Here is a 20,276-nt window from a genome sequence, read left to right on the forward strand (position 1 = left end):
TGGTGTGGCCGGAGAGGACTTAACCCTAACGTATCGGGCTAAAACCCGTCCAATTGATTCAGCAGATCAATACGTCGATATTGATCGGCGAAAACGATCGTTCTCTTCCTCCGGTGTTGTTTCTCCCCTGCGGCCTGTTGTCTGGTCGGCCTTCCATCTGCCATCGCGTGCAGCCGCGTGCGCCGGGCGGCATCCTGTTTGCACCCAATCCCAACGGAGCAACACAGCGTATGGCTGACTATCATCACGGCGTGCGTGTGGTCGAAATCAACGACGGCACCCGCGTTATCTCCACGGTCTCGACCGCCATTGTCGGCATGGTCTGCACCGGGGCAGAGGCGGACGCCACCCTGTTTCCCCTCAATACCCCGGTGTTGATCACCGATGTCCTGGCCGCCAGTGGCAAGGCCGGGAAATCCGGCACCCTTGCCAGTTCCCTGCGTGCCATTGCCGAACAGGCCCGCCCGGTCACCGTGGTGGTGCGCGTGGCCGAAGGCAAAGACGAGGCGGAGACCACCTCCAACATTATCGGCGGCGCGGATGCACAAGGCCGTTACACTGGCATGAAAGCGCTGTTGGCCGCTCAGGCTGACCTCGGCGTCAAACCGCGTATTCTCGGCGTGCCGGGGTTGGACTCGCTGGCGGTGGCGACCGCACTCGCCAGTGTCTGCCAGCAGTTGCGCGCCTTTGGCTATATCAGCGCGTTCGGCTGCAAAACGGTGTCCGAGGCCATCAAGTACCGCGACAACTTCAGCCAGCGCGAGTTGATGCTGATTTGGCCGGACTTCATCACCTGGAATACCACCGCCAACAGCAGCGACATGGCCTATGCCACGGCGCGGGCGCTCGGTCTGCGGGCCAAAATCGACAGCGAAACCGGCTGGCACAAGACCCTGTCCAACGTCGGCGTCAATGGTGTGACCGGTATCAGTGCTTCGGTGTTCTGGGACTTGCAGGCCCCGGGCACCGATGCCGACCTGCTGAATGAAGCCTGTGTGACCACCTTGATCCGCAAAGACGGCTTCAAGTTCTGGGGCTCCCGTACCTGTTCGGACGACCCGCTGTTCCAGTTCGAGAACTACACCCGCACCGCGCAGGTGCTGGCCGACACGATGGCCGAAGCCCACCTGTGGGCGGTTGACCGTCCGGTCACGCCGACGCTGATCCGCGACATGATCGACGGTATCAAGGCCAAGTTTCGTGAGCTGAAATCCGCCGGGCTGATTATCGATGGTGATTGCTGGTATGACGACAGCGCCAACGACAAAGAGACCCTCAAGGCCGGGAAGCTGTTTATCGATTACGACTACACCCCGGTGCCGCCGCTGGAAGATTTGACCCTGCGCCAGCGCATTACCGACAAATATCTGGTGACGTTCGCCGCGTCCGTTAACCGCTAAGGAGCCGTTGCGCTATGGCATTGCCGAGAAAACTGAAACGCTTGAACCTGTTTAACGACGGTTACAGCTACATGGGCGTGGTGTCTTCCATGACGTTGCCCAAGCTCACCCGCAAGCTGGAGAAATACCGGGGCGGCGGCATGAACGGCGCGGCCCCCATCGATATGGGGCTGGACGATGACGCGCTGACCGTCGAGTGGTCGCTGGGCGGCTTTGATGCCCTGGTGCTGGAGCAATGGGGTGCGGTGGCGGCAGTGCCGCTGCGCTTTGCCGGGGCCTTCCAGCGGGATGACACCGGCGAGGTGTCCGCCGTGGAAGTGGTGCTGCGCGGTCGCCACAAGGAAATCGATTTTGGTGAGTATAAGGAAGGGGAAGACACCGAAACCAAGGTCTCCACCGAATGCACCTACTACAAGCTGACGATTGACGGCAAAGAGCTGATTGAAATCGACACGGTGAACATGGTGGAGAAGGTCAACGGCGTTGACCGGCTGGCAGAACACCGTAAGGCGATTGGTCTGTAGTGCGTCATTGGTCACTGGTAACCCGTACCCATAACCCTGTGCCAGCCTGACGCCCTGAATGGCTGGCCGTTATCTCTTTTTAAGTGAGTCACACAATGAAAAACAGCAAAGAAAACACCGTTACCCTGGATACACCCATCCAACGTGGTGAAACCACCATTACCACTGTGCAGGTGTTAAAACCCAACGCGGGCACCCTGCGCGGTGTCGGTCTGGCAGCGGTCGCCAATGCCGACGTGGACGCGCTGCTGATGGTGCTGCCCCGCATGACGGTGCCGCCGCTGACCCGCGAGGAGTGTGCGCGCCTGGAGCTGCCGGACTTGGTCGCCCTGGCCGGGCAGGTGGTCGGTTTTTTGTCGCCGAACTCGGCGTCGTAACGGATACCCGGTTGGGTGTTGATGATTTGATGGCGGATATCGCAGTGATATTTCACTGGCCGCCGTCGGAGATGGCCGGGATGTCGCTCACTGAGTTGCTGAACTGGCGGGATAAAGCGGTACAACGCAGCGGGGTGAAAGACGATGAGTAAAAATCTGCAACTCCAGGTCTTGCTGAAGGCTGTTGACCAGGCCACCCGCCCGCTGAAAAGTATCCAACAGGCCAGCCAAACCCTGGCCGGGGATATCAAGAGCACCCAGCAGCGCCTCAAATCCCTGGATACCCAGGCGGCACGGATTGAGGGTTTTCGCAAAGCCAACGGGCAACTGGCGGTCACCGGTGCGGCACTGAAGAAGGCCAAGCAGGAAGCCGCCGCCCTGGCGGTGCAGTTCAAAGCCACCGAGAAACCCACCGCGCAACAGGCGCGATTATTGGAGGCCTCAAAGCGGGCCGCCACGGAACTGCAGACCAAATACAACGGCCTGCGCCAGTCGGTGCAGCGCCAGCGGGATGCGCTGAACGCCGACGGTATCGCCACCAAAAACCTGAGCGCCGAACAGCGCCGGTTAAAAGCCAGTGTGACCGAAGCCAGTAGCAGCCTGACACGCCAGCGTGCGGAACTGGAGCGCCTGAGCCAGAAACAGGCGGCAGTGAACCGCGTCGGTGAACGCTACCAGCGCGGCAAGGCCCTGACCGGGAATGTGCGCAATGCCAGCGCCGCCGGGATTGGTGTTGCCACCGCCGGGCTGTATGCCGAGAGCCGCTTTATTGCTCCGGGTGTGGCGTTCGACCGCCAGATGTCTGACACCCAGGCCACCCTGGGGCTGGCGAAAAACGACCGGCAACTGGCGGCCATCCGTCAACAGGCGCGGGATATTGGCGCGACCACCGCGTTTTCCCCGACTGATGTCGCCCGCACGCAATCGGTGTTGGCAAAATCCGGCTTTGACGGTAACGCTATCCTGAAATCGACCGAGTCCACCGTCAATCTGGCGCTGGCGTCTGACCTGGATATCGCCGACGCCGCCGACATCATCACCAACATGCAATCGGCGTTTAACCTGCCGATAGACGAGATACAGCGTGTTGCCGATGTGATGACCAAGGGGTTTACCAGCTCCAACTCCAACCTGATGGATTTTGGCGAGGCGATGAAGTACGTCGCACCGATTGCCGATGCCGCCGGGGCCAGTATCGAGGATGCCACCGCGCTGCTGGGTGTCCTGGCGGATAACGGTATCAAGGGCAGCATGGCCGGAACGGCCACCAGTGCGCTGTTTACCCGCTTGCAGGCCCCGGTCGGGCAGGCCGGTGACGCGCTGGCGGAACTCGGGGTGAAGACCAAAGACGGCAAAGGCAACATGCTGCCGATTGCGGGCATTCTCAAGAAAATCGATACCTCGTTTAAAAAGCACAAGCTCGGTACCGCACAGCAGGCGGAATACCTGAAGGTGATTTTTGGCGAGGAGGCGATGAAGGGGGCCACCAAGCTGATTGCTGCCGCCGGTAACGGCAAGTTGGCGCAGAAACACGACACCGTCACCCGCTCCCAGGGCGCCACCGCCCAGATTGCCAAGGTCAAAGTGGACAACCTGGACGGCGACCTGAAAAACCTGTTCTCTGCCTGGGAAGATGTGCGCATTGAGGTGTTCGACGGCCAGAACAGCGCGCTGCGACAGTTGACCAGCACCGCCACCGAGTGGCTGGCGAAGGTCGGTGCCTGGGCCAAAGCCAACCCGGAACTGGTCGGCTCGTTGGTGAGGGTCACCGCCGGGGTCACGGCGCTTATCGGTGGGCTGGCAGCCCTCGGCCTGATGGCGTGGCCGGTGATGGCCGGGGTGAATATGTTGGTGGCCGGGGCCAGCCTGCTAGGCACGGTGTTTACCGCCGTCGGCGGCGCGGTCGCCACCGCGTTTACCGCGATATCCTGGCCGGTGCTGGCATTGATTGCCGCCGTGGCTGCCGGTGCGTTGCTTATCCGCAAATATTGGGAGCCGATTAGCGCCTTTATCGGTGGGGTGGCTGAAGGATTTAAGGCCGCACTGGCCCCGGTTGTGGCAGCGTTCACGCCACTCAAGCCTGTGTTTGACTGGTTTAGCGAGAAGATTAAAACCGTGTACGACTGGTTTATGGCGCTGTTGGCCCCTGTGAAATCCACGCAGGCCGAATTACAGAGTGCCGCCGAGATGGGCCGCAAGTTCGGTGCCGCCATTGGCAACGCGTTGACCTTACCGATGCAGGTACTTGAAAAGCTCGGCAGCAAGGTGGGTTGGCTGGCGAAAAAGCTCGGGCTGATGAAAGACGAAACCGCCGAACTGGATAAGGAGGCCGAAAAGAACAACCCCTATGCCAACGACCCCAACGGGCGTGGCGGCTATTCACCCAGCGGTGGGCTTTTGGCTGCCGCTGAAACACCGACCAGCTTACCCGCCAGTAAACCGGTGATACCGCCACGCTATGCGCCGGTGGTGCCGGGAGCCTCCTCGGCCTACACCGACAACAGCGTCACCCATAACCGCTATGACGTGGTGGTGCCTGCGGGCATGAGCCGGGAAGCGACCCTCCAACTGCTGAATGAGGCACAGGCCCGGCAGGAGCGCGAACGCCGCGCCCGGGCACGCAGTGCCATGACCAATTAAAGGAAAATCATCATGATGCTGACCTTGGGGCTCTTTGTGTTTATGTTGCACACGCTGCCTTACCAGTCGATGCAACGCACGGCGGATTACCGCTGGCCGACCAACGGGCGTATTGGGCAGCGGCCTGCTGCGCAGTTCCTGGGGCTGGATGAGGAGAAAATCACGTTATCCGGGGTGTTGTTGCCCGAAATTACCGGCGGGCGCTGGTCACTGCTGACCCTGCAACTGATGGCCGAACAGGGGCGGGCATGGCCGTTGATTGAAGGCACCGGCACCATTTACGGCATGTTTGTGATTGAGTCGGTGAGTGAAACGCACAGCCAGTTCTTTGCCGACGGCAGCCCACGCCGCACCGAGTTTACCCTGACCCTCAAGCGTGTGGATGAATCCCTGTCAGCGATGTTCGGCGACCTGCAACAGCAGGCCAGTGAACTGTATGGTCAAGCGGGTGAACTGACCGGAAAGGCCGGTGAGGCATTGGGAGGACTGGTCCCATGATAACCACTGTTCCACTGCCCGCCGGGGCGCGTGTCGCCCCGGACTTCTCACTGACTTTGCAGGGAAACGACATCACCCACAATATCCGCCCCCGGCTGCTGTCGTTGTCACTGACCGATAACCGGGGCTTTGAGGCTGACCAGCTTGATATTGAGCTGGACGACAGCGACGGGCTGATGATGATGCCGCAGCGTAATGCGGTGCTGTCGCTGGCCCTCGGCTGGCAGGGTTCGCCGCTGACGCCGAAAGGACGCTTTACCGTGGACGAGGTGGAGCACCGGGGCGCGCCGGACACGCTGACCATTCGCGCCCGCAGTGCGGATTTTAGGGGCACGCTCAACACCCGGCGCGAAGCCTCCTACCACGACACCACCCTGGGCAATATCGTGCAGCAGGTGGCGGCCCGTAACCAACTGACCGCCAAGCTGGCCGACGGGTTGGACAGTCTCGCCATCGGTCATATTGACCAGACGCAGGAAACGGACGCGGCGTTTATCACTCGACTGGCGTCACTCAACGGCACAGTGGCGGCGGTGAAAAATGGCTGCCTGCTGCTTATCCGCCCAGGCAATGGCACCACGGTGAACGGCAAACCGCTGCCGGTCATGACCCTGACCCGACAGGATGGCGACCGGCACAGTTTTAGTCTGGCTGACCGGGACGCCTACACCGGCGTAACGGCAAGCTGGCTCAATACTCGCCAGCCCAAGCCAAAGACAGTGACGCTGAAGCGCAAGCCGAAAACCCAGCACCTGCGCGCCCTGCAACACCCAAAGGCGAAACCGGCCAGCAAGAAAGCCAGCAAACCGGAAGCACCCCGCGAGGGGGAATATCTGGTGGGGGCGGAGGATAATGTGTTTACCATTACCACGGTGTACGCCACCCAAAAAGCCGCCATGCGTGCCGCACAGGCTAAGTGGGAAAAGCTACAACGGGGTGTGGCTGAGTTCTCGCTGTCGCTTGCCATGGGCCGTGCCGAGCTGGTGCCGGAAACCCCGATCCGCGTGAAGGGATTTAAGCAGGTGATCGACGCCCAACCCTGGATAGTCAGCAAGGTGGTGCATAACCTGGGTAACAACGGCTTTACGACGGCGGTAGAGTTGGAGGTTTTGCTGTCTGATGTATCTTATCAATTATCATAATGTGAATTATTTTTGTAAATTCACTTAAAGGTGGTTTTGTTCTTGATCGTGCGAGGTATTATCGCGGCAAATGAGGGATAGAGGAGGGGATAGTATAATGATGCATTGCCCGCTTTGCAGAACCGCAGCACACGCCCGCACAAGTCGCTATCTGAGTGAGAACACCAAAGAACGTTATCACCAATGCCAGAATATAAACTGTAGTTGTACCTTTGTGACCTTGGAATCAATTCAACGCCAAATAGTGACACCGGGAAAAATTGATATTGTGCCGCCGCATCCAACCAGGGAAAACCAGGGAACGCTGTGGATCTGAAAGAAGCCTGCGAAAGCAGGTTTTTTTTCGCCCATAAAAAATGCGCCGCCACTTTGTCGCCATCGGGTAATTCATTACATTGTAAGTGATTGTTTTTAATGGCACTAAAATTCAGGCAATAAAAAACCCGCTAGTCTTGAACCTGAAACGGCGGGACTAACGGGCTCCACAAATTGGGGACATCAAAGAAAAGCAGTGGCACTAAGTCAGACTATCGTCAGATTGAAAAGTTCTGGCGGTCGATAAAAAAATCCAAAATATTTTAGCCCTGAATCATTTCTTTGTTGATGTGTTATCCCCATATGCCTGGCCATATCACCACAATGAGCGAACCTGCCAGCGTTAACAATACGTTAGCGATAGCGTAGGTCCCAGCATAACCCAGCGCAGGGATGTTACTGCGTGCCGTATCGCTGATGATTTCCATTGCCGGGGCACAGGTACGCGCCCCCATGATGGCACCGAACAGCAGGGCTCGGTTCATCCGCAAGACGTAAGCACCGAACAGGAAGCAGATGATCACCGGTACCAGGCTGACGATCAAGCCAGCAATCAGCATCTGGCCGCCAACGGCACCCAAGCTGTTCCCAATGCCCGCGCCAGCACTCAGGCCAACGCCCGCCATAAACACCATCAGGCCAAACTCTTTCACCATATTGAGCGCACCCTGTGGGATGTAGCCGAACGTTGGGTGGTTGGCGCGCAGGAAGCCAAGCATGATGCCAGACATCAACAGACCGGCAGCGTTGCCGATGCCGAATGAGAAGTTGCTGAACTGGATGGTGATTTGCCCAATCAGTAAACCGATAATAAAGAAGGCGCAGAAGGCCAGCAGGTCGGTGACCTGGCTGTGAATAGAGATAAACCCGATTTTTTCTGCCACGCTCTTCACACGGCGCGCATCACCGCTGACCTGCAACACGTCACCTTTGTTCAGCACAATGCTGTCGTCAATCGGCATTTCAATCTGGCTGCGGATCACGCGGTTCAGGAAGCAGCCGTGATCGGTCAGTTTTAACTGACTCAGGCGTTTACCCACGGCGTTGCTGTTTTTCACCACGATCTCTTCGGTAACGATGCGCATATCCAGCAGATCGCGGTCGAACACTTCTTTACCGTTACGGAAGCTGGGATCCAAGCGTGCATGAGCATCGGGATAACCCACCAGCGAGATTTCATCCCCGACCTGCAACACGGCATCACCATCCGGGTTGGCCAGAATACCGTTGCGGCGAATACGTTCGATATAACAGCCCGTTTGGCGATAAATACCGAGTTCACGCAGATTTTTACCGTCTGCCCAGGCAACCAGTTCCTGACCAACACGATAAGCACGGATCACCGGCAGATAGACTTTGCGCTGGCTATCGGTATCCAGGCCACGTTCGCGGGCAATCTGTTGGGCGGATGTTGGGAGGTCCTGATGCTGCAATTTTGGCAGGTAGCGTGCGCCAAAAATGAGGCTCACCAGGCCAATCAGGTAAGTCAGGGCATAGCCCAGGCTCAGATGATCTTGGGCCACCAGCAGCGCCGGGCCATTGGTAATGGTGTTACGCAGCGTGTCGCCAGCCCCTACCAGCACGGGCGTAGAGGTCATTGAGCCAGCGAGCATACCTGCGGTGAGGCCGATATCCCATTGGAACAGTTTGCCAAGACCGATGGCGAGTACCATCGCTGAACCGACCATAACCAGCGCCAGCATGAAGTAATTTTTGCCGTCGCGGAAAAAAATCGAGAAAAAGTTCGGGCCGGCTTCAACGCCAACGCAGAAAATAAACAGCATGAAACCGAGATTCAGGGCTTCGGTGTTAATAGCGAAGTGTTGCTGGCCGAGCAACAGCGATACGACTAAAACGCCAATGGAATTACCGAGTTGAACGGAACCCAGGCGGAGTTTTCCAAGGCAGAGCCCCAGGGCGAGTACCACAAACAGTAACAGGATGTAGTTACCGCTTAACAAACTAGCGACGTTTATGTTCACGTAGGATAACTTATTGTTTACCAGTAAATTCTTGATGTATAAAACTATAAGATATAAATTTATCCACAGAATATAGGGATAAAAACTTATAGAACAGCTGACCAGCGGAAGGCAATTCAGACCATCGATCAGCGGCGCTTATTCTAGTCTCTATGACGCGCGACAGCCAGCATAAAGCATGCCGGTATGTGCCGCCCGATGCATTTAACCCTTTTTATAGCCAAGGAAAAGTTCAGTCAGCGTTGCCAGCTTTGGCTGCGCATCACAACGCCTGTGAGAAGACTGTTTTTACGATGTAGTCAGTGGTCACATCGCTAAAGGGGAGAAGTGTATGACAAGCTATCGCTACTGGCTGGGTATTCTCAGCAGTTTCTTGCTGTTTAGCCTGGTTTTTCTGGGCCAGAAGGGCGGGGTTTTCAGCGGTTCCGAGTCTGCTCATAATGGTGAGACGGGGTTGCTGCTGTTTGTGATCCCTGGTGCTATTGCCAGCTATCTGTCGAGCAAGAAACGCATTTTGTGTCCACTGCTCGGGGCGCTCTATGCGGTGCCACTTTGTTTGTTTATCCGTCACTTCTGGCTGACGCCCGGTTATTCACTTTGGCAGGAGTTGGCTTATACCGTCAGTGCGGTGTTCTGGTGCGTCTTTGGGGCCATGCTGTATTTGTTCATGCGGGTTATTGTGCATGCACTGCAGCAGCTTCACTCGCGTGGCCGGCAGTAATAAATCAAAAGGCGCCCTGAGGCGCCTTTTCACTGTTTTACCGCAAACGGTTATTGAAACAGCTTGAGATTTTCTTTGGCGTAGGCTTCAAAATCAGTGCAACCGCCAATGTGTTTCTCATCAACAAAAATCTGAGGTACGGTTTCTACCGGCTTACCGACAGTTTTTTCCAGATCGGCTTTGGAGATACCTTCAGCGTGGATATCAACATAGCGGAAGTTGAAATCATCGCGCTCTTCAGTCAATTTTTCTGCCAACTCTTTAGCACGGACACAGTAAGGACAGCCGGGACGGCCGAAGATTACAGCAAACATGTCACACTCCTAGTCTGTTATTCAAATCATTGACCGCAATTGTAACGACATTCCATCCGTCATAAAAAACATCAGTAGCGCGATCACACGTTATTGCCCCTTACTATGCCCGTTGCCGCAGGTAAAAAAAAGCAGGATCTACCTGTTAGTCTGATTCGTAGAACCGATTAGTCATCAGGGGCTGTTGCGGCGGCGGGGAATTCACTACACTGAGCACAGCAAGTCTGGAGAAGAAAAATATGCGTTCATTCGGTGACTTACCACGCTCGGTATTGGTGCTTGAAGGTTTGGGCATGGTGCTGTTGGTGCTTGCCTACCTAAGTATTAATGACTATGTGCGCTTGCCCGGCATACTGGCTTCGCAGCAGGCGGCGGTCGGTATGATTTTCCTTGGTGTGGCGCTGATGGTTCCGGCTGCCGCGTATCTGGTCTGGCGTATGGCACAAGGGTTCAGCCCGTTACTGCGCGATCGCCAGTTGCCGAAGAATGCGCCGCCAACGGATAAAAAAGACCACGGCCCGCAGGAGTGACTGCGGCCATGGGTGAAGGCCTGCCTGTGCGGGTGACAACGTCCCTGGGGTGACGAGTGAAAATTGCCATTCTTTCGCGTGATGGTTCATTGTATTCGTGCAAAAGGCTGCGGGCAGCAGCGGAACAGCGCGGTCACAGTATTGATATTATCGATCCGCTTTCTTGTTATATGAACATCAATCCGGCGGCGCCGACCATCCACTATCGTGGCCGCCAACTGGAGCGTTACGATGCGGTGATCCCGCGTATCGGCACGGCGATGACCTTTTATGGTACCGCCGTGCTGCGCCAGTTTGAATTGCTTGGCAGTTATCCGCTGAATGAATCTGCCGCCATTACCCGCGCGCGTGACAAACTGCACTCGTTGCAACTGCTGGCGCGCCAGGGAATCGATCTGCCCATTACCGGCTTTGCCCATTCACCGGATGATACTGGCGATCTGATCGAACTGGTTGGCGGTGCGCCGCTGGTGGTGAAACTGGTGGAAGGCACTCAGGGAATTGGCGTGGTATTGGCGGAAACCCGTCAGGCGGCGGAGAGCGTGATCGATGCGTTCCGTGGCCTGAATGCCCATATTCTGGTGCAGGAATATATTCGTGAGGCCCAAGGCAGTGACATCCGGTGTCTGGTGGTTGGGGGGCGAGTGGTGGCAGCCATTGAGCGGCAGGCAAAACCCGGCGAGTTTCGTTCGAACCTGCATCGTGGTGGTACGGCTCGCAAAGTGCATATTACCGGCAAGGAGCGTACTACGGCGATCAAAGCGGCCACGACGCTCGGGTTGGACGTGGCCGGGGTCGATATTTTGCGCGCCGAACGTGGTCCGTTGGTGATGGAAGTGAATGCTTCCCCGGGGCTGGAAGGTGTAGAAACCACTACCGGGCTGGATATTGCCGGAATGATGGTCGAGTACATCGAACAGCGGTGTAAGCCAGGCTTTCGGTTGAAATCGGTAGGGGGATCGCAACGGCGGTAAATCCATGGTTTTTCTGGCGCAAACTTGTCTTGCATCATTCGTAATTATCTGATTAACGAATTTAGTGCCTTTGATCGTGGTATATCGATTGAATATTCCGTAAGCTATGCGCCTTTTCACGTTTTTGAATATTGTGAGGCAGGCTATTTATGGATTCACTCGTCGTCCCCGATTTGGCGTTATTACGACGTTGGCTGGATCAATTGGGTATCTCATTCTTTGAATGTGACTCTTGCCAGGCGCTGCACCTGCCGCACATGCAAAACTTCGATGGCGTATTCGATGCCAAAATTGATCTGGTCGATGATGTGATTTTGTTCTCTGCGCTGGCGGAGGTAAAACCGACGGCGTTGATCCCGCTGGTGGCCGATCTGAGCCAGATCAATGCCAGTTCGCTGACCATCAAGGCCTTTGTCGATATTCAGGATGATAACCTGCCAAAACTGATCGTCTGCCAGTCGCTGAGCATTGCCGTTGGCGTGGCTTACGAACAGTTTGCTCACTTTATGCAGCAGGGTGAAGAACAGATCTCGATGGTGATCCTGGAAGCTAGGGCGAATGATCTGCTGTTTATGGGGGATGAAGAAGAGAACCCGGCTACTGCCGCTCGCCAGCCAATGCTGCACTGATTCCCGCTGTACGTTATGCATGCCGTAGCTCCGGCGGCATGCTGCTCCTGTTTCCTCCTGTAATGAAATGTTCTGCATTTTTCTCTTGTAGCCCTATATTTCTCGCTGTTTGTGCCGCAATTGGCGTATCACATAAAGAACTAGTGCATAAACAATCGATAAAAGGCGTTTTTTACTGTGAAGACTGGTACACCCCGGCAACTCCGGTTATGCTGCTGATTCTGTTAAGGGCTTGCGTTTCCCTTTGCGCGCGCGCGGGCTGTGCAGATGAAAAAAGTTTATTTAATCAATTGCATAGCCATTCATTCGCGATCGTAACGATTGCGCTCGATTAGTCGAAGGTTTTGTATCAGTTCAGGATACAAATTTACCCCCTTGTTTTTGGAGGAAGTTACGGATGGTCAACCAACGTAAAAAGTGGTTATCGGGTGTTGTCGCCGGTTTGCTGATGGCGGCTTCTGTCACCGCATCAGCCGCGGAGAATACGCTGCACATCTACAATTGGTCCGACTATATTGCGCCGGATACCCTCGCTAAATTCCAGAAAGAAACTGGCATTAAAGTGGTGTATGACGTCTTTGACTCCAATGAAGTATTGGAAGGCAAATTGATGGCGGGCAGTACCGGTTATGATCTGGTGGTGCCTTCGTCCAACTTCCTTGAGCGCCAGTCCAAAGCCGGTATTTTTGAACCGCTGGACAAGAGCAAGATACCCAATTACAAAAATCTCGACCCTGAGATGCTGAAATTGGTGGCAAACAACGATAAAGACAACAAGTACGGCATCCCTTACATGATGGTGACGACCGGTATCGGCTATAACGTCGATAAGGTGAAAGCCGTGCTGGGTAAAGATGCACCGGTTAACAGTTGGGATCTGATCCTCAAACCGGAAAACCTGGAAAAACTCAAAAGCTGCGGTGTGTCGTTCCTGGATGCACCAAGCGAAGTGTATGCCACCATACTGCACTATCTGGGCAAAGATCCGAACAGCACCAATGCGGAAGATTACACCGGGGCTGCGAACGATTTACTGATGAAGCTGCGCCCGAACATCCGTTATTTCCACTCTTCGCAATACATTAACGATCTGGCGAACGGGGATATCTGCGTGGCGATCGGCTGGTCCGGTGACGTGATGCAGGCAGCCAACCGTGCCAAGGAAGCGAAGAACGGTGTGAACGTGGCCTATACCATCCCGAAAGAAGGGGCACTGGCTTATTTTGACATGTTCGCAATGCCAGCAGATGCGAAAAACAAAGATGCGGCCTATCAGTTCCTGAACTTCCTGCTGAAGCCGGAAATCATCGCGGACATCAGCAACCACGTCTTTTATGCCAACGCGGTGAATGAAGCCACCCCGCTGGTTAAGGCCGAGGTGCGTGATAATCCAAACATTTATCCGCCAGCGGATATTCGTGCCAAGCTGTTTGCACTGAACGTACAGTCACCGAAAGTTGACCGTGTTATTACCCGCGCCTGGACTAAAGTTAAAAGCGGGAAGTAATGTTTAAAAGCTCTGCAGGTAGGGCTTGATATTATCTGACCAGCAGGCGGGGGTTATTCCCGCCTGCTTTGCCATTTTGGGCCATGGCAATTGCTGTGGTTATTTGTACTGCTTTAACCGGAGAGCACCCCGATTGAACGACGCCATTCCTCGTCCTCAAGCCAAATCGCAGAAGGTATTCACCCCTCTGCTGGAAATTCGTAACCTCACCAAAACCTTTGATGGCCAGAATGCGGTCGAAGACGTCAGCCTGACGATCTATAAAGGCGAAATCTTTGCGCTGCTTGGCCCTTCCGGTTGCGGAAAATCCACGCTGTTACGCATGCTGGCTGGTTTTGAACAGCCAACCGCAGGGCAGATTGTTCTTGATGGTCAGGACATGTCCCACGTCCCGCCTTATCAACGCCCGGTGAACATGATGTTCCAGTCTTATGCGCTATTCCCGCATATGACGGTGGAACAAAATATTGCTTTTGGCCTTAAGCAGGACAAAATGCCGCGTGCGGAAATCAACGAGCGCGTCACGGAGATGCTTTCTCTGGTGCACATGCAGGAATATGCGAAGCGTAAGCCGCATCAGCTTTCCGGTGGCCAGCGTCAGCGCGTGGCACTGGCACGCAGCTTGGCTAAACGGCCAAAACTGCTGCTGCTGGATGAACCTATGGGGGCATTGGATAAAAAACTGCGCGATCGCATGCAGCTTGAGGTAGTGGATATCCTGGAGCGCGTGGGCGTGACCTGCGTGATGGTGACCCACGATCAGGAAGAGGCGATGACCATGGCCGGGCGTATTGCCATCATGAACCGTGGGAAATTCGTGCAGATTGGTGAGCCGGAAGAGATTTATGAGCATCCAAACTGCCGTTTCAGCGCCGAATTCATCGGCTCGGTTAACGTGTTCGACTGCGTGCTGCAAGAGCGGCGGGATGATGCCCTGATCCTGCAAAGCCCCGGCCTGCGCCATGCATTGAAAGTGGATCCTGACTCCTCGGTGGTGGACGGGGTGCCGATCCAGGTGGCACTGCGCCCGGAAAAAATCATGCTGTGCGAAGATCTGCCGGAAGATGGCTGTAACTTTGCCGTCGGTGAGGTGGTGAATATTGCTTACCTGGGCGATTTGTCGATCTACCACGTGAAATTGCTTAGCGGGCAGATGATCAGCGCTCAGTTGCAGAATGGTCATCGCTTCCGTAAAGGGATGCCAACCTGGGGTGACGAAGTGCGCCTATGCTGGGAAACCGATAGCTGTGTGGTCTTGACGGTGTAGTTGAGAAGGTAAGGAGTAAACTATTATGACATTGCTTTCTGAACGTACGCCGGAACCCCCGGCACGCACGCCCGGTGCGCTAAAAGCCTTTATCCAGCGTTTGCAGATGGTTCATGGCCGCAAACTGGTGATCGCGTTACCGTACCTGTGGCTGGTGCTGCTGTTTATGCTGCCATTCCTGATCGTGTTCAAGATCAGCCTCTCGGAACTGGCGCTGGCAGTCCCGCCTTATACCGATCTGATGAGTTGGGCGGATAGCAAGCTTGATATCGCGCTGAACTTTGCCAACTATCTGCTGCTGGCCGAGGATCCGCTGTATATCGATGCTTATCTGCAATCCTTGCAGATTGCGGCTGTTTCCACGCTATGCTGCCTGGCGATCGGCTACCCGCTGGCGTGGGCGGTGGCACACAGTAAGTCATCGACCCGTAATATTCTGCTGTTGCTGGTGATTTTACCGTCTTGGACGTCGTTCCTGATCCGCGTGTATGCCTGGATGGGGATCCTGAAAAATAACGGCGTGCTGAATAATTTCCTGATGTGGTTAGGGGTGATCGATCAGCCGTTGGTGATCCTCCATACCAATCTGGCGGTGTATATCGGTGTGGTTTATTCCTATCTGCCATTTATGGTGTTGCCGATTTATACCGCATTAACGCGTCTCGATTATTCGCTGGTGGAAGCTTCGTTAGATCTCGGTGCCAAGCCGCTGAAAACCTTTTTCAGCGTGATTGTGCCATTGACGCGCGGCGGCATTATTGCCGGTTCGATGCTGGTATTTATCCCGGCGGTGGGGGAGTTTGTGATCCCGGAACTGCTCGGTGGGCCGGATAGCATCATGATCGGCCGCGTGCTGTGGCAGGAGTTCTTCAACAACCGTGACTGGCCGGTAGCCTCGGCGGTTGCCACTATCATGCTGTTGCTGTTGATTGTACCGATTATCTGGTTCCACAAGCACCAGAACAAGGAAATGGGAGGGCAGGGATGAATAACTTGCCGGTCGTGCGTTCACCATGGCGTATCGCCATTCTGGTGATAGGTTTCACCTTCCTCTATGCGCCAATGCTGATGCTGGTGATTTACTCGTTTAACAGCTCAAAGTTGGTCACCGTTTGGGCTGGGTGGTCAATCCGTTGGTATATCGAGTTGTTCAATGATTCGGCGATGATCAGCGCCGTTGGCTTGAGCCTGACCATTGCGGCGGCATCGGCCACGGCGGCGGTGATCCTCGGTACTATTGCTGCGATGGTGATGGTGCGTTTTGGTCGTTTCCGTGGGTCAACCGGTTTTGCCTTTATGCTGACGGCACCGCTGGTAATGCCGGACGTGATTACCGGTCTGTCGTTGCTGTTGCTGTTTGTTGCCATGGGGCATGCGTTTGGCTGGCCGTCAGAGCGCGGTATGTTCACTATCTGGCTGGCACACGTCACTTTCTGTACCGCTTATGTCTCGGTGGTGATCAGTTCGCGTTTGCGTGAGCTTGATCGTTCGATCGAAGAAGCTGCGATGGATCTGGGGGCAACGCCGCTGAAGGTGTTCTTTGTCATCACCTTGCCAATGATTGCTCCAGCCCTGATCTCCGGTTGGATGTTGGCGTTTACCCTGTCGCTGGATGATTTAGTGATTGCCAGCTTCGTTGCCGGGCCAGGCGCCACTACGCTGCCGATGCTGGTGTTCTCCAGCGTGCGTATGGGGGTCAACCCGGAAATTAACGCCTTGGCAACGCTGATCCTGCTGGTGGTTGGTGTGCTCGGTTTTATTGCCTGGTGGTTTATGGCGCGCGCAGAGAAACAGCGTGCGCGTGAGCTGCAAAGGGCTGCCCGTGGCTGATCGCCGTATTTAGCGATTAACCTGACTCAACGCGCCGCCTGACCAGGCGGCGCTTTTTCATCGCCCACAAGTAAGTTTTTGTGGGTATACAGTGCTACAATCTGCGCCCTCATTAGTCATCCTGATTTCACGGTTAATATTCATGCATTGCGCTTTGTACTCGGCGGGCACCTGCCGTTCCTGTCAGTGGCTGGAAAAACCTTACCCGCAGCAACTGGCTGAAAAACAGCATCACCTGCAATCGCTGCTGGCTGAGCACCCGGTTGCGGAGTGGCTGGAGCCGGTTGCCGGCGAGCAAAGTGCATTTCGCAACAAGGCGAAAATGGTGGTCAGCGGCAGCGTTGAACGCCCGCTGTTGGGGATGTTGCACCGTGATGGCTCGCCGGTTGATTTATGCGCCTGCCCGCTCTATCCCGCCAGTTTTGCACCGGTATTTAGCCTATTAAAAAGCTTTATTGCCCGTGCTGGGTTAACGCCCTACAACGTGGCGCGTAAGCGCGGTGAACTGAAATTTTTACTGCTGACCGAAAGCACCTGTAATGGCGGCATGATGCTGCGCTTTGTGCTGCGTTCAGAGAGCAAGCTGGCGCAGCTGCGTGCTGCTTTGCCTTGGTTACAGCAGCAGTTACCGCAGTTGCAGGTCATCTCCGCCAATATTCAGCCAGTGCATATGGCGATCATGGAGGGGGAATGCGAAATCCCGTTGACCGAACAGCAAGCGCTGGAAGAGCAGTTCAATCAGATACCGCTGTATATTCGCCCGCAGAGTTTTTTCCAGACTAACCCGCAGGTTGCCAGCCGCCTGTACGCGACCGCGCGCGATTGGGTGCATGCTTTGGATATTAGCAGCATGTGGGATCTGTTTTGCGGCGTGGGCGGCTTTGGTTTGCACTGCGCGCAGCCGCAAACGCGCCTCACCGGTATCGAGATCAGCGCCGAGGCCATCGCCTGTGCCAGGCAATCGGCACAAACGCTGGGTTTGCAGCAGGTTGATTTCCAGGCGCTGGATTCGACTCGTTTCGCTACCGCAGAAGGCAGCGTTCCTGAGCTGGTGGTGGTTAACCCACCGCGCCGGGGGATTGGTAAAGACCTGTGTGATTATCTCAACCGCATGGCGCCGGGGTACATTCTCTATTCGAGCTGTAATGCGCAGAGCATGGCGAAAGATATCGCGATGCTAGTAGATTACCGTATTGAGCGTGTGCAACTGTTCGATATGTTCCCACATACCGCACACTATGAAGTGTTGGCACTGCTGGTGCGCAAGTAACAAGGGCTCGACAAGCAGGCCCTAATAGGTAAGTAGTCAGTTTATTGCGGGAACCACTTATCGTTGATCGCTTTGTAGGTGCCGTCTGCCTTGATGGCTTCCAGAGCGGTATTCAGTTTGGCCAACAGCGCCTGATTATCTGGGCGCACAGCAATCCCTAACCCGGTGCCAAAGTAGGCGGCGTCGGTGACATGCTCACCCACCGGTGCCAGCGTCGGGCTCGTCTTCAGCCACTGGTTGACCACGGCAGTATCACCGAATACACCATCGATACGGCCGTTTTTCAGCTCCAGAACGGCATTCTGGTAGCTGTCATAAGAGACGGTATTGATATCAGGATGTCTATCCTGCATGTATTTCTGATGAGTAGTGCCGTTCTCCATCCCGACCTTTTTGCCTTTCAAATCGGCCAGCGAGTTGAACTTCCCTTTTTCGGCGATCACGATCGCCGAGTTGGCATAGTACGGCTGGGTGAAAGAAACCTGCTTGCTGCGCTCTGGCGTGATGTCCATCCCAGAAATTACCGCATCGTATTTTTTGAATTTCAGCGCGGCGATCAGGCTATCAAATGCATGATTGGTAAAGGTGCATTCAGCTTGCATCTGTTTACACAGCGCCTTGGCCAGATCGATATCAAAACCGACGATCTGGTTACTGGCATCCAGAGATTCGAACGGCGGATAGGTGGCCGAAGAGGCAAAACGGATGGTATCCGCAGCGCTGGCGTTAAAGGCGATCCCGGCCAGCATCGTGGCGGCAAGCAATAGTTTTTTCATGTGTAAAACTCCTGTCAGAAATGGTTTTTATCGCGCCATCATTGGTTTTTACCTGGCGGTATTTTGGATGGCTATGCTGATAAATATGCCATTTAATGAATTTATATGCAATTTAAATGACTTAAAATTTAATTTCGCGTATAAAAAAGCCCCGCATTGAGCAGGGCTGGATAGAGCAGGGTAGGATCAGTTGCGGCGTTCAAATGCCAGTGCGCGGCGTTCAATCAGGCGCATCAGCAACGTCAGCAAACCGTTGACGCACAGGTAAACGATACCGGCGGCGCCGAACACCATCACATCATAAGTGCGGCCATACATCAGTTGGCTGTAGCCCATCACTTCCATCAGCGTAATGGTATAAGCCAGCGAGGTACTTTTGAATACCAGTACCACTTCGTTGGAATATGACGACAGCGCACGCTTGAAGGCAAATGGCAGCAGAATCCGCAGCGTTTGCTTGCGTGACATGCCCAGCGCTTCGCAAGACTGCCATTGGCCTGCCGGGATAGCGCGCACCGCACCGTGGAACAGCAGAGTGGTATAGGCCGCGCTGTTCAGCGCCAGCGCGATCATCGCACACAGCCAGGGTTGTGAAAGCAGGCTCCACAGCCATGGATATTCGCGGATCGCCGGGAACTGGCCTGGGCCGTAGTAGATCAGGAAGATCTGCACGAGCAACGGAGTACCGGTGAACAACGTAATGTAGATCTTCACCAATGGGGTGAGCACCGGCGTTTTCAGCGTCAGGATCACCGTCAGCAGCAGCGACAACAGCAGCGAAACAAACAGCGCCACAATGGTCAGCGTCAGGCTGGTGTGCAGCCCTTTGAGGATCTCGGGTAAGAACTCAAGCATCAGGATGGCCCCCGTTCAAAACGCGTCGTACGGAGTTCGATCCGTTTGAGGATGTATTGGCTGAGCAGGGTAACAACCAAATAGATCGCCGCTGCGATCACATACCAGGTAAACGGCTCCTGAGTGCGGGTGGCGATACTCTTGGTTTGCAGCATCAAATCATTGACGCTGATCAGCGATACCAGCGCGGTATCCTTCAACAACACCAACCATTGGTTGCCTAATCCAGGCAACGCGTGACGCCACATCTGCGGCATGATCAGGCGGAAGAAGATCGCTGCTTTCCCCAGACCCAGCGCCTGGCCGGACTCCCATTGGCCCTGTGGCACCGCTTTCAGCGCGCCACGCAGCGTTTGTGAGGCATAGGCCGAATAGAGCAGGGCCAGGGCAATCACGCCGCACAGGAACGGGCTGACGTCGAAGTTATCGATAGCCAACTGTATCGGCAACTGGAACAGACCAAAATTCAGGGTAAAGCCATCCGACAGCATCAGTAACAGCTGCGATGAACCGAAATAGATGAACAGCACTACCAGAATTTCCGGCAGGCCGCGCAGCAGGGTCACCCAGGCGGTGCCGAGCCAACTGACCACTTTCCAGCGTGATGACTCCCAGACGGCAAACAGCATCGCCAGGATCAGCCCGAGGGCCAGGGCACAAACGGCAAGGCCGACGGTCATCCCGGCGGCGCTTGCTAAAGGTTGGATTTCATTCATGGATGATGA

Annotated in this window: 22 protein-coding genes; 17 read left to right on the forward strand and 5 right to left on the reverse strand. The window is 55.3% G+C overall.

What is annotated here, in order from left to right; genetic code table 11:
• Positions 1-230: 230 nt before the first annotated feature.
• The 8 genes from ACX1CU_RS08400 to ACX1CU_RS08435 all read left to right on the forward strand — a co-directional run bounded on the left by ACX1CU_RS08400 (position 231) and on the right by ACX1CU_RS08435 (position 6,897).
• A complete protein-coding gene (locus ACX1CU_RS08400) occupies positions 231-1,400 on the forward strand; it encodes a phage tail sheath protein (protein ID WP_459402752.1) in 1,170 nt (389 codons plus the stop codon).
• 14 nt (positions 1,401-1,414) lie between these two features.
• Positions 1,415-1,924 carry a phage major tail tube protein gene (locus ACX1CU_RS08405; RefSeq protein ID WP_459402120.1) on the forward strand — a complete coding sequence of 170 codons (510 nt, stop codon included), beginning with the start codon at positions 1,415-1,417 and terminating at the stop codon, positions 1,922-1,924.
• 95 nt (positions 1,925-2,019) lie between these two features.
• Entirely contained in the window at positions 2,020-2,301 is a 282-nt protein-coding gene (locus ACX1CU_RS08410; RefSeq protein WP_459402753.1) for a phage tail assembly protein, read from the forward strand.
• A gap of 29 nt (positions 2,302-2,330) precedes the next feature.
• Positions 2,331-2,453: a GpE family phage tail protein gene (locus ACX1CU_RS08415; RefSeq protein ID WP_459402121.1), complete on the forward strand. Its 123-nt coding sequence runs from the start codon at positions 2,331-2,333 to the stop codon at positions 2,451-2,453.
• Entirely contained in the window at positions 2,446-4,941 is a 2,496-nt protein-coding gene (locus ACX1CU_RS08420; protein ID WP_459402122.1) for a phage tail tape measure protein, read from the forward strand. The genes ACX1CU_RS08415 and ACX1CU_RS08420 overlap by 8 nt, the downstream gene beginning before the upstream one ends.
• A 12-nt stretch (positions 4,942-4,953) precedes the next feature.
• Entirely contained in the window at positions 4,954-5,439 is a 486-nt protein-coding gene (locus ACX1CU_RS08425; RefSeq protein ID WP_459402123.1) for a phage tail protein, read from the forward strand.
• Positions 5,436-6,581 (forward strand): phage late control D family protein, encoded by a 1,146-nt coding sequence (locus tag ACX1CU_RS08430; protein WP_459402124.1) that lies wholly within the window; start codon positions 5,436-5,438, stop codon positions 6,579-6,581. Before ACX1CU_RS08425 ends, ACX1CU_RS08430 begins: the two co-directional genes overlap by 4 nt.
• Positions 6,582-6,678: 97 nt before the next feature.
• Positions 6,679-6,897, forward strand: a complete 219-nt coding sequence (locus ACX1CU_RS08435; protein WP_459402125.1) for a DNA-binding transcriptional regulator — start codon at positions 6,679-6,681, stop codon at positions 6,895-6,897.
• Positions 6,898-7,189: 292 nt separating this feature from the next.
• Here the strand turns inward: ACX1CU_RS08435 and ACX1CU_RS08440 are convergent, their stop codons facing one another.
• Positions 7,190-8,878: an aspartate:alanine antiporter gene (locus ACX1CU_RS08440; RefSeq protein ID WP_459402126.1), complete on the reverse strand. Its 1,689-nt coding sequence runs from the start codon at positions 8,876-8,878 to the stop codon at positions 7,190-7,192.
• Between the two features lie 331 nt (positions 8,879-9,209).
• Here ACX1CU_RS08440 and ACX1CU_RS08445 point away from each other — a divergent pair, with 331 nt between their 5' ends.
• Positions 9,210-9,599 (forward strand): inner membrane protein YbjM, encoded by a 390-nt coding sequence (locus ACX1CU_RS08445; protein WP_459402127.1) that lies wholly within the window; start codon positions 9,210-9,212, stop codon positions 9,597-9,599.
• A gap of 50 nt (positions 9,600-9,649) precedes the next feature.
• Here ACX1CU_RS08445 and ACX1CU_RS08450 read toward each other — a convergent pair whose 3' ends face one another.
• Positions 9,650-9,913 carry a GrxA family glutaredoxin gene (locus ACX1CU_RS08450; RefSeq protein WP_459402128.1) on the reverse strand — a complete coding sequence of 88 codons (264 nt, stop codon included), beginning with the start codon at positions 9,911-9,913 and terminating at the stop codon, positions 9,650-9,652.
• A gap of 239 nt (positions 9,914-10,152) precedes the next feature.
• Between ACX1CU_RS08450 and ACX1CU_RS08455 the strand changes: the two genes are divergently transcribed.
• The 8 genes from ACX1CU_RS08455 (at position 10,153) to rlmC (ending at position 17,920) form a co-directional block, all read left to right on the forward strand.
• Positions 10,153-10,443, forward strand: a complete 291-nt coding sequence (locus ACX1CU_RS08455) for a YbjC family protein (protein ID WP_459402129.1) — start codon at positions 10,153-10,155, stop codon at positions 10,441-10,443.
• 56 nt (positions 10,444-10,499) lie between these two features.
• The gene (gene rimK / locus ACX1CU_RS08460) at positions 10,500-11,417 is read left to right on the forward strand and encodes a 30S ribosomal protein S6--L-glutamate ligase (RefSeq protein WP_459402130.1); all 918 of its coding nucleotides are present in this window, start codon (positions 10,500-10,502) and stop codon (positions 11,415-11,417) included.
• Between the two features lie 149 nt (positions 11,418-11,566).
• The gene (locus ACX1CU_RS08465) at positions 11,567-12,046 is read left to right on the forward strand and encodes a YbjN domain-containing protein (protein ID WP_459402131.1); all 480 of its coding nucleotides are present in this window, start codon (positions 11,567-11,569) and stop codon (positions 12,044-12,046) included.
• Between the two features lie 397 nt (positions 12,047-12,443).
• Positions 12,444-13,553, forward strand: coding sequence for a spermidine/putrescine ABC transporter substrate-binding protein PotF (potF, locus tag ACX1CU_RS08470; protein WP_459402132.1), 1,110 nt, complete (start codon positions 12,444-12,446; stop codon positions 13,551-13,553).
• Between the two features lie 133 nt (positions 13,554-13,686).
• Entirely contained in the window at positions 13,687-14,820 is a 1,134-nt protein-coding gene (gene potG, locus ACX1CU_RS08475; RefSeq protein WP_459402133.1) for a putrescine ABC transporter ATP-binding subunit PotG, read from the forward strand.
• Positions 14,821-14,845: 25 nt separating this feature from the next.
• Positions 14,846-15,808, forward strand: coding sequence for a putrescine ABC transporter permease PotH (gene potH / locus ACX1CU_RS08480; RefSeq protein ID WP_459402134.1), 963 nt, complete (start codon positions 14,846-14,848; stop codon positions 15,806-15,808).
• Positions 15,805-16,650, forward strand: coding sequence for a putrescine ABC transporter permease PotI (gene potI, locus ACX1CU_RS08485; protein WP_459402135.1), 846 nt, complete (start codon positions 15,805-15,807; stop codon positions 16,648-16,650). The genes potH and potI overlap by 4 nt, the downstream gene beginning before the upstream one ends.
• Before the next feature lie 142 nt (positions 16,651-16,792).
• Positions 16,793-17,920: a 23S rRNA (uracil(747)-C(5))-methyltransferase RlmC gene (rlmC, locus tag ACX1CU_RS08490; protein ID WP_459402136.1), complete on the forward strand. Its 1,128-nt coding sequence runs from the start codon at positions 16,793-16,795 to the stop codon at positions 17,918-17,920.
• Between the two features lie 41 nt (positions 17,921-17,961).
• Here the strand turns inward: rlmC and ACX1CU_RS08495 are convergent, their stop codons facing one another.
• The 3 genes from ACX1CU_RS08495 to artQ all read right to left on the reverse strand — a co-directional run bounded on the left by ACX1CU_RS08495 (position 17,962) and on the right by artQ (position 20,267).
• Positions 17,962-18,696, reverse strand: a complete 735-nt coding sequence (locus ACX1CU_RS08495) for an arginine ABC transporter substrate-binding protein (protein WP_459402137.1) — start codon at positions 18,694-18,696, stop codon at positions 17,962-17,964.
• Positions 18,697-18,882: 186 nt separating this feature from the next.
• Complete coding sequence (gene artM, locus ACX1CU_RS08500; protein WP_459402138.1) at positions 18,883-19,551, reverse strand: arginine ABC transporter permease ArtM; 669 nt, start codon at positions 19,549-19,551, stop codon at positions 18,883-18,885.
• The gene (gene artQ, locus ACX1CU_RS08505; protein WP_459402139.1) at positions 19,551-20,267 is read right to left on the reverse strand and encodes an arginine ABC transporter permease ArtQ; all 717 of its coding nucleotides are present in this window, start codon (positions 20,265-20,267) and stop codon (positions 19,551-19,553) included. Before artQ ends, artM begins: the two co-directional genes overlap by 1 nt.
• Between the last annotated feature and the right edge of the window lie 9 nt (positions 20,268-20,276).

Source organism: Serratia sp. D1N4 (assembly GCF_054552755.1).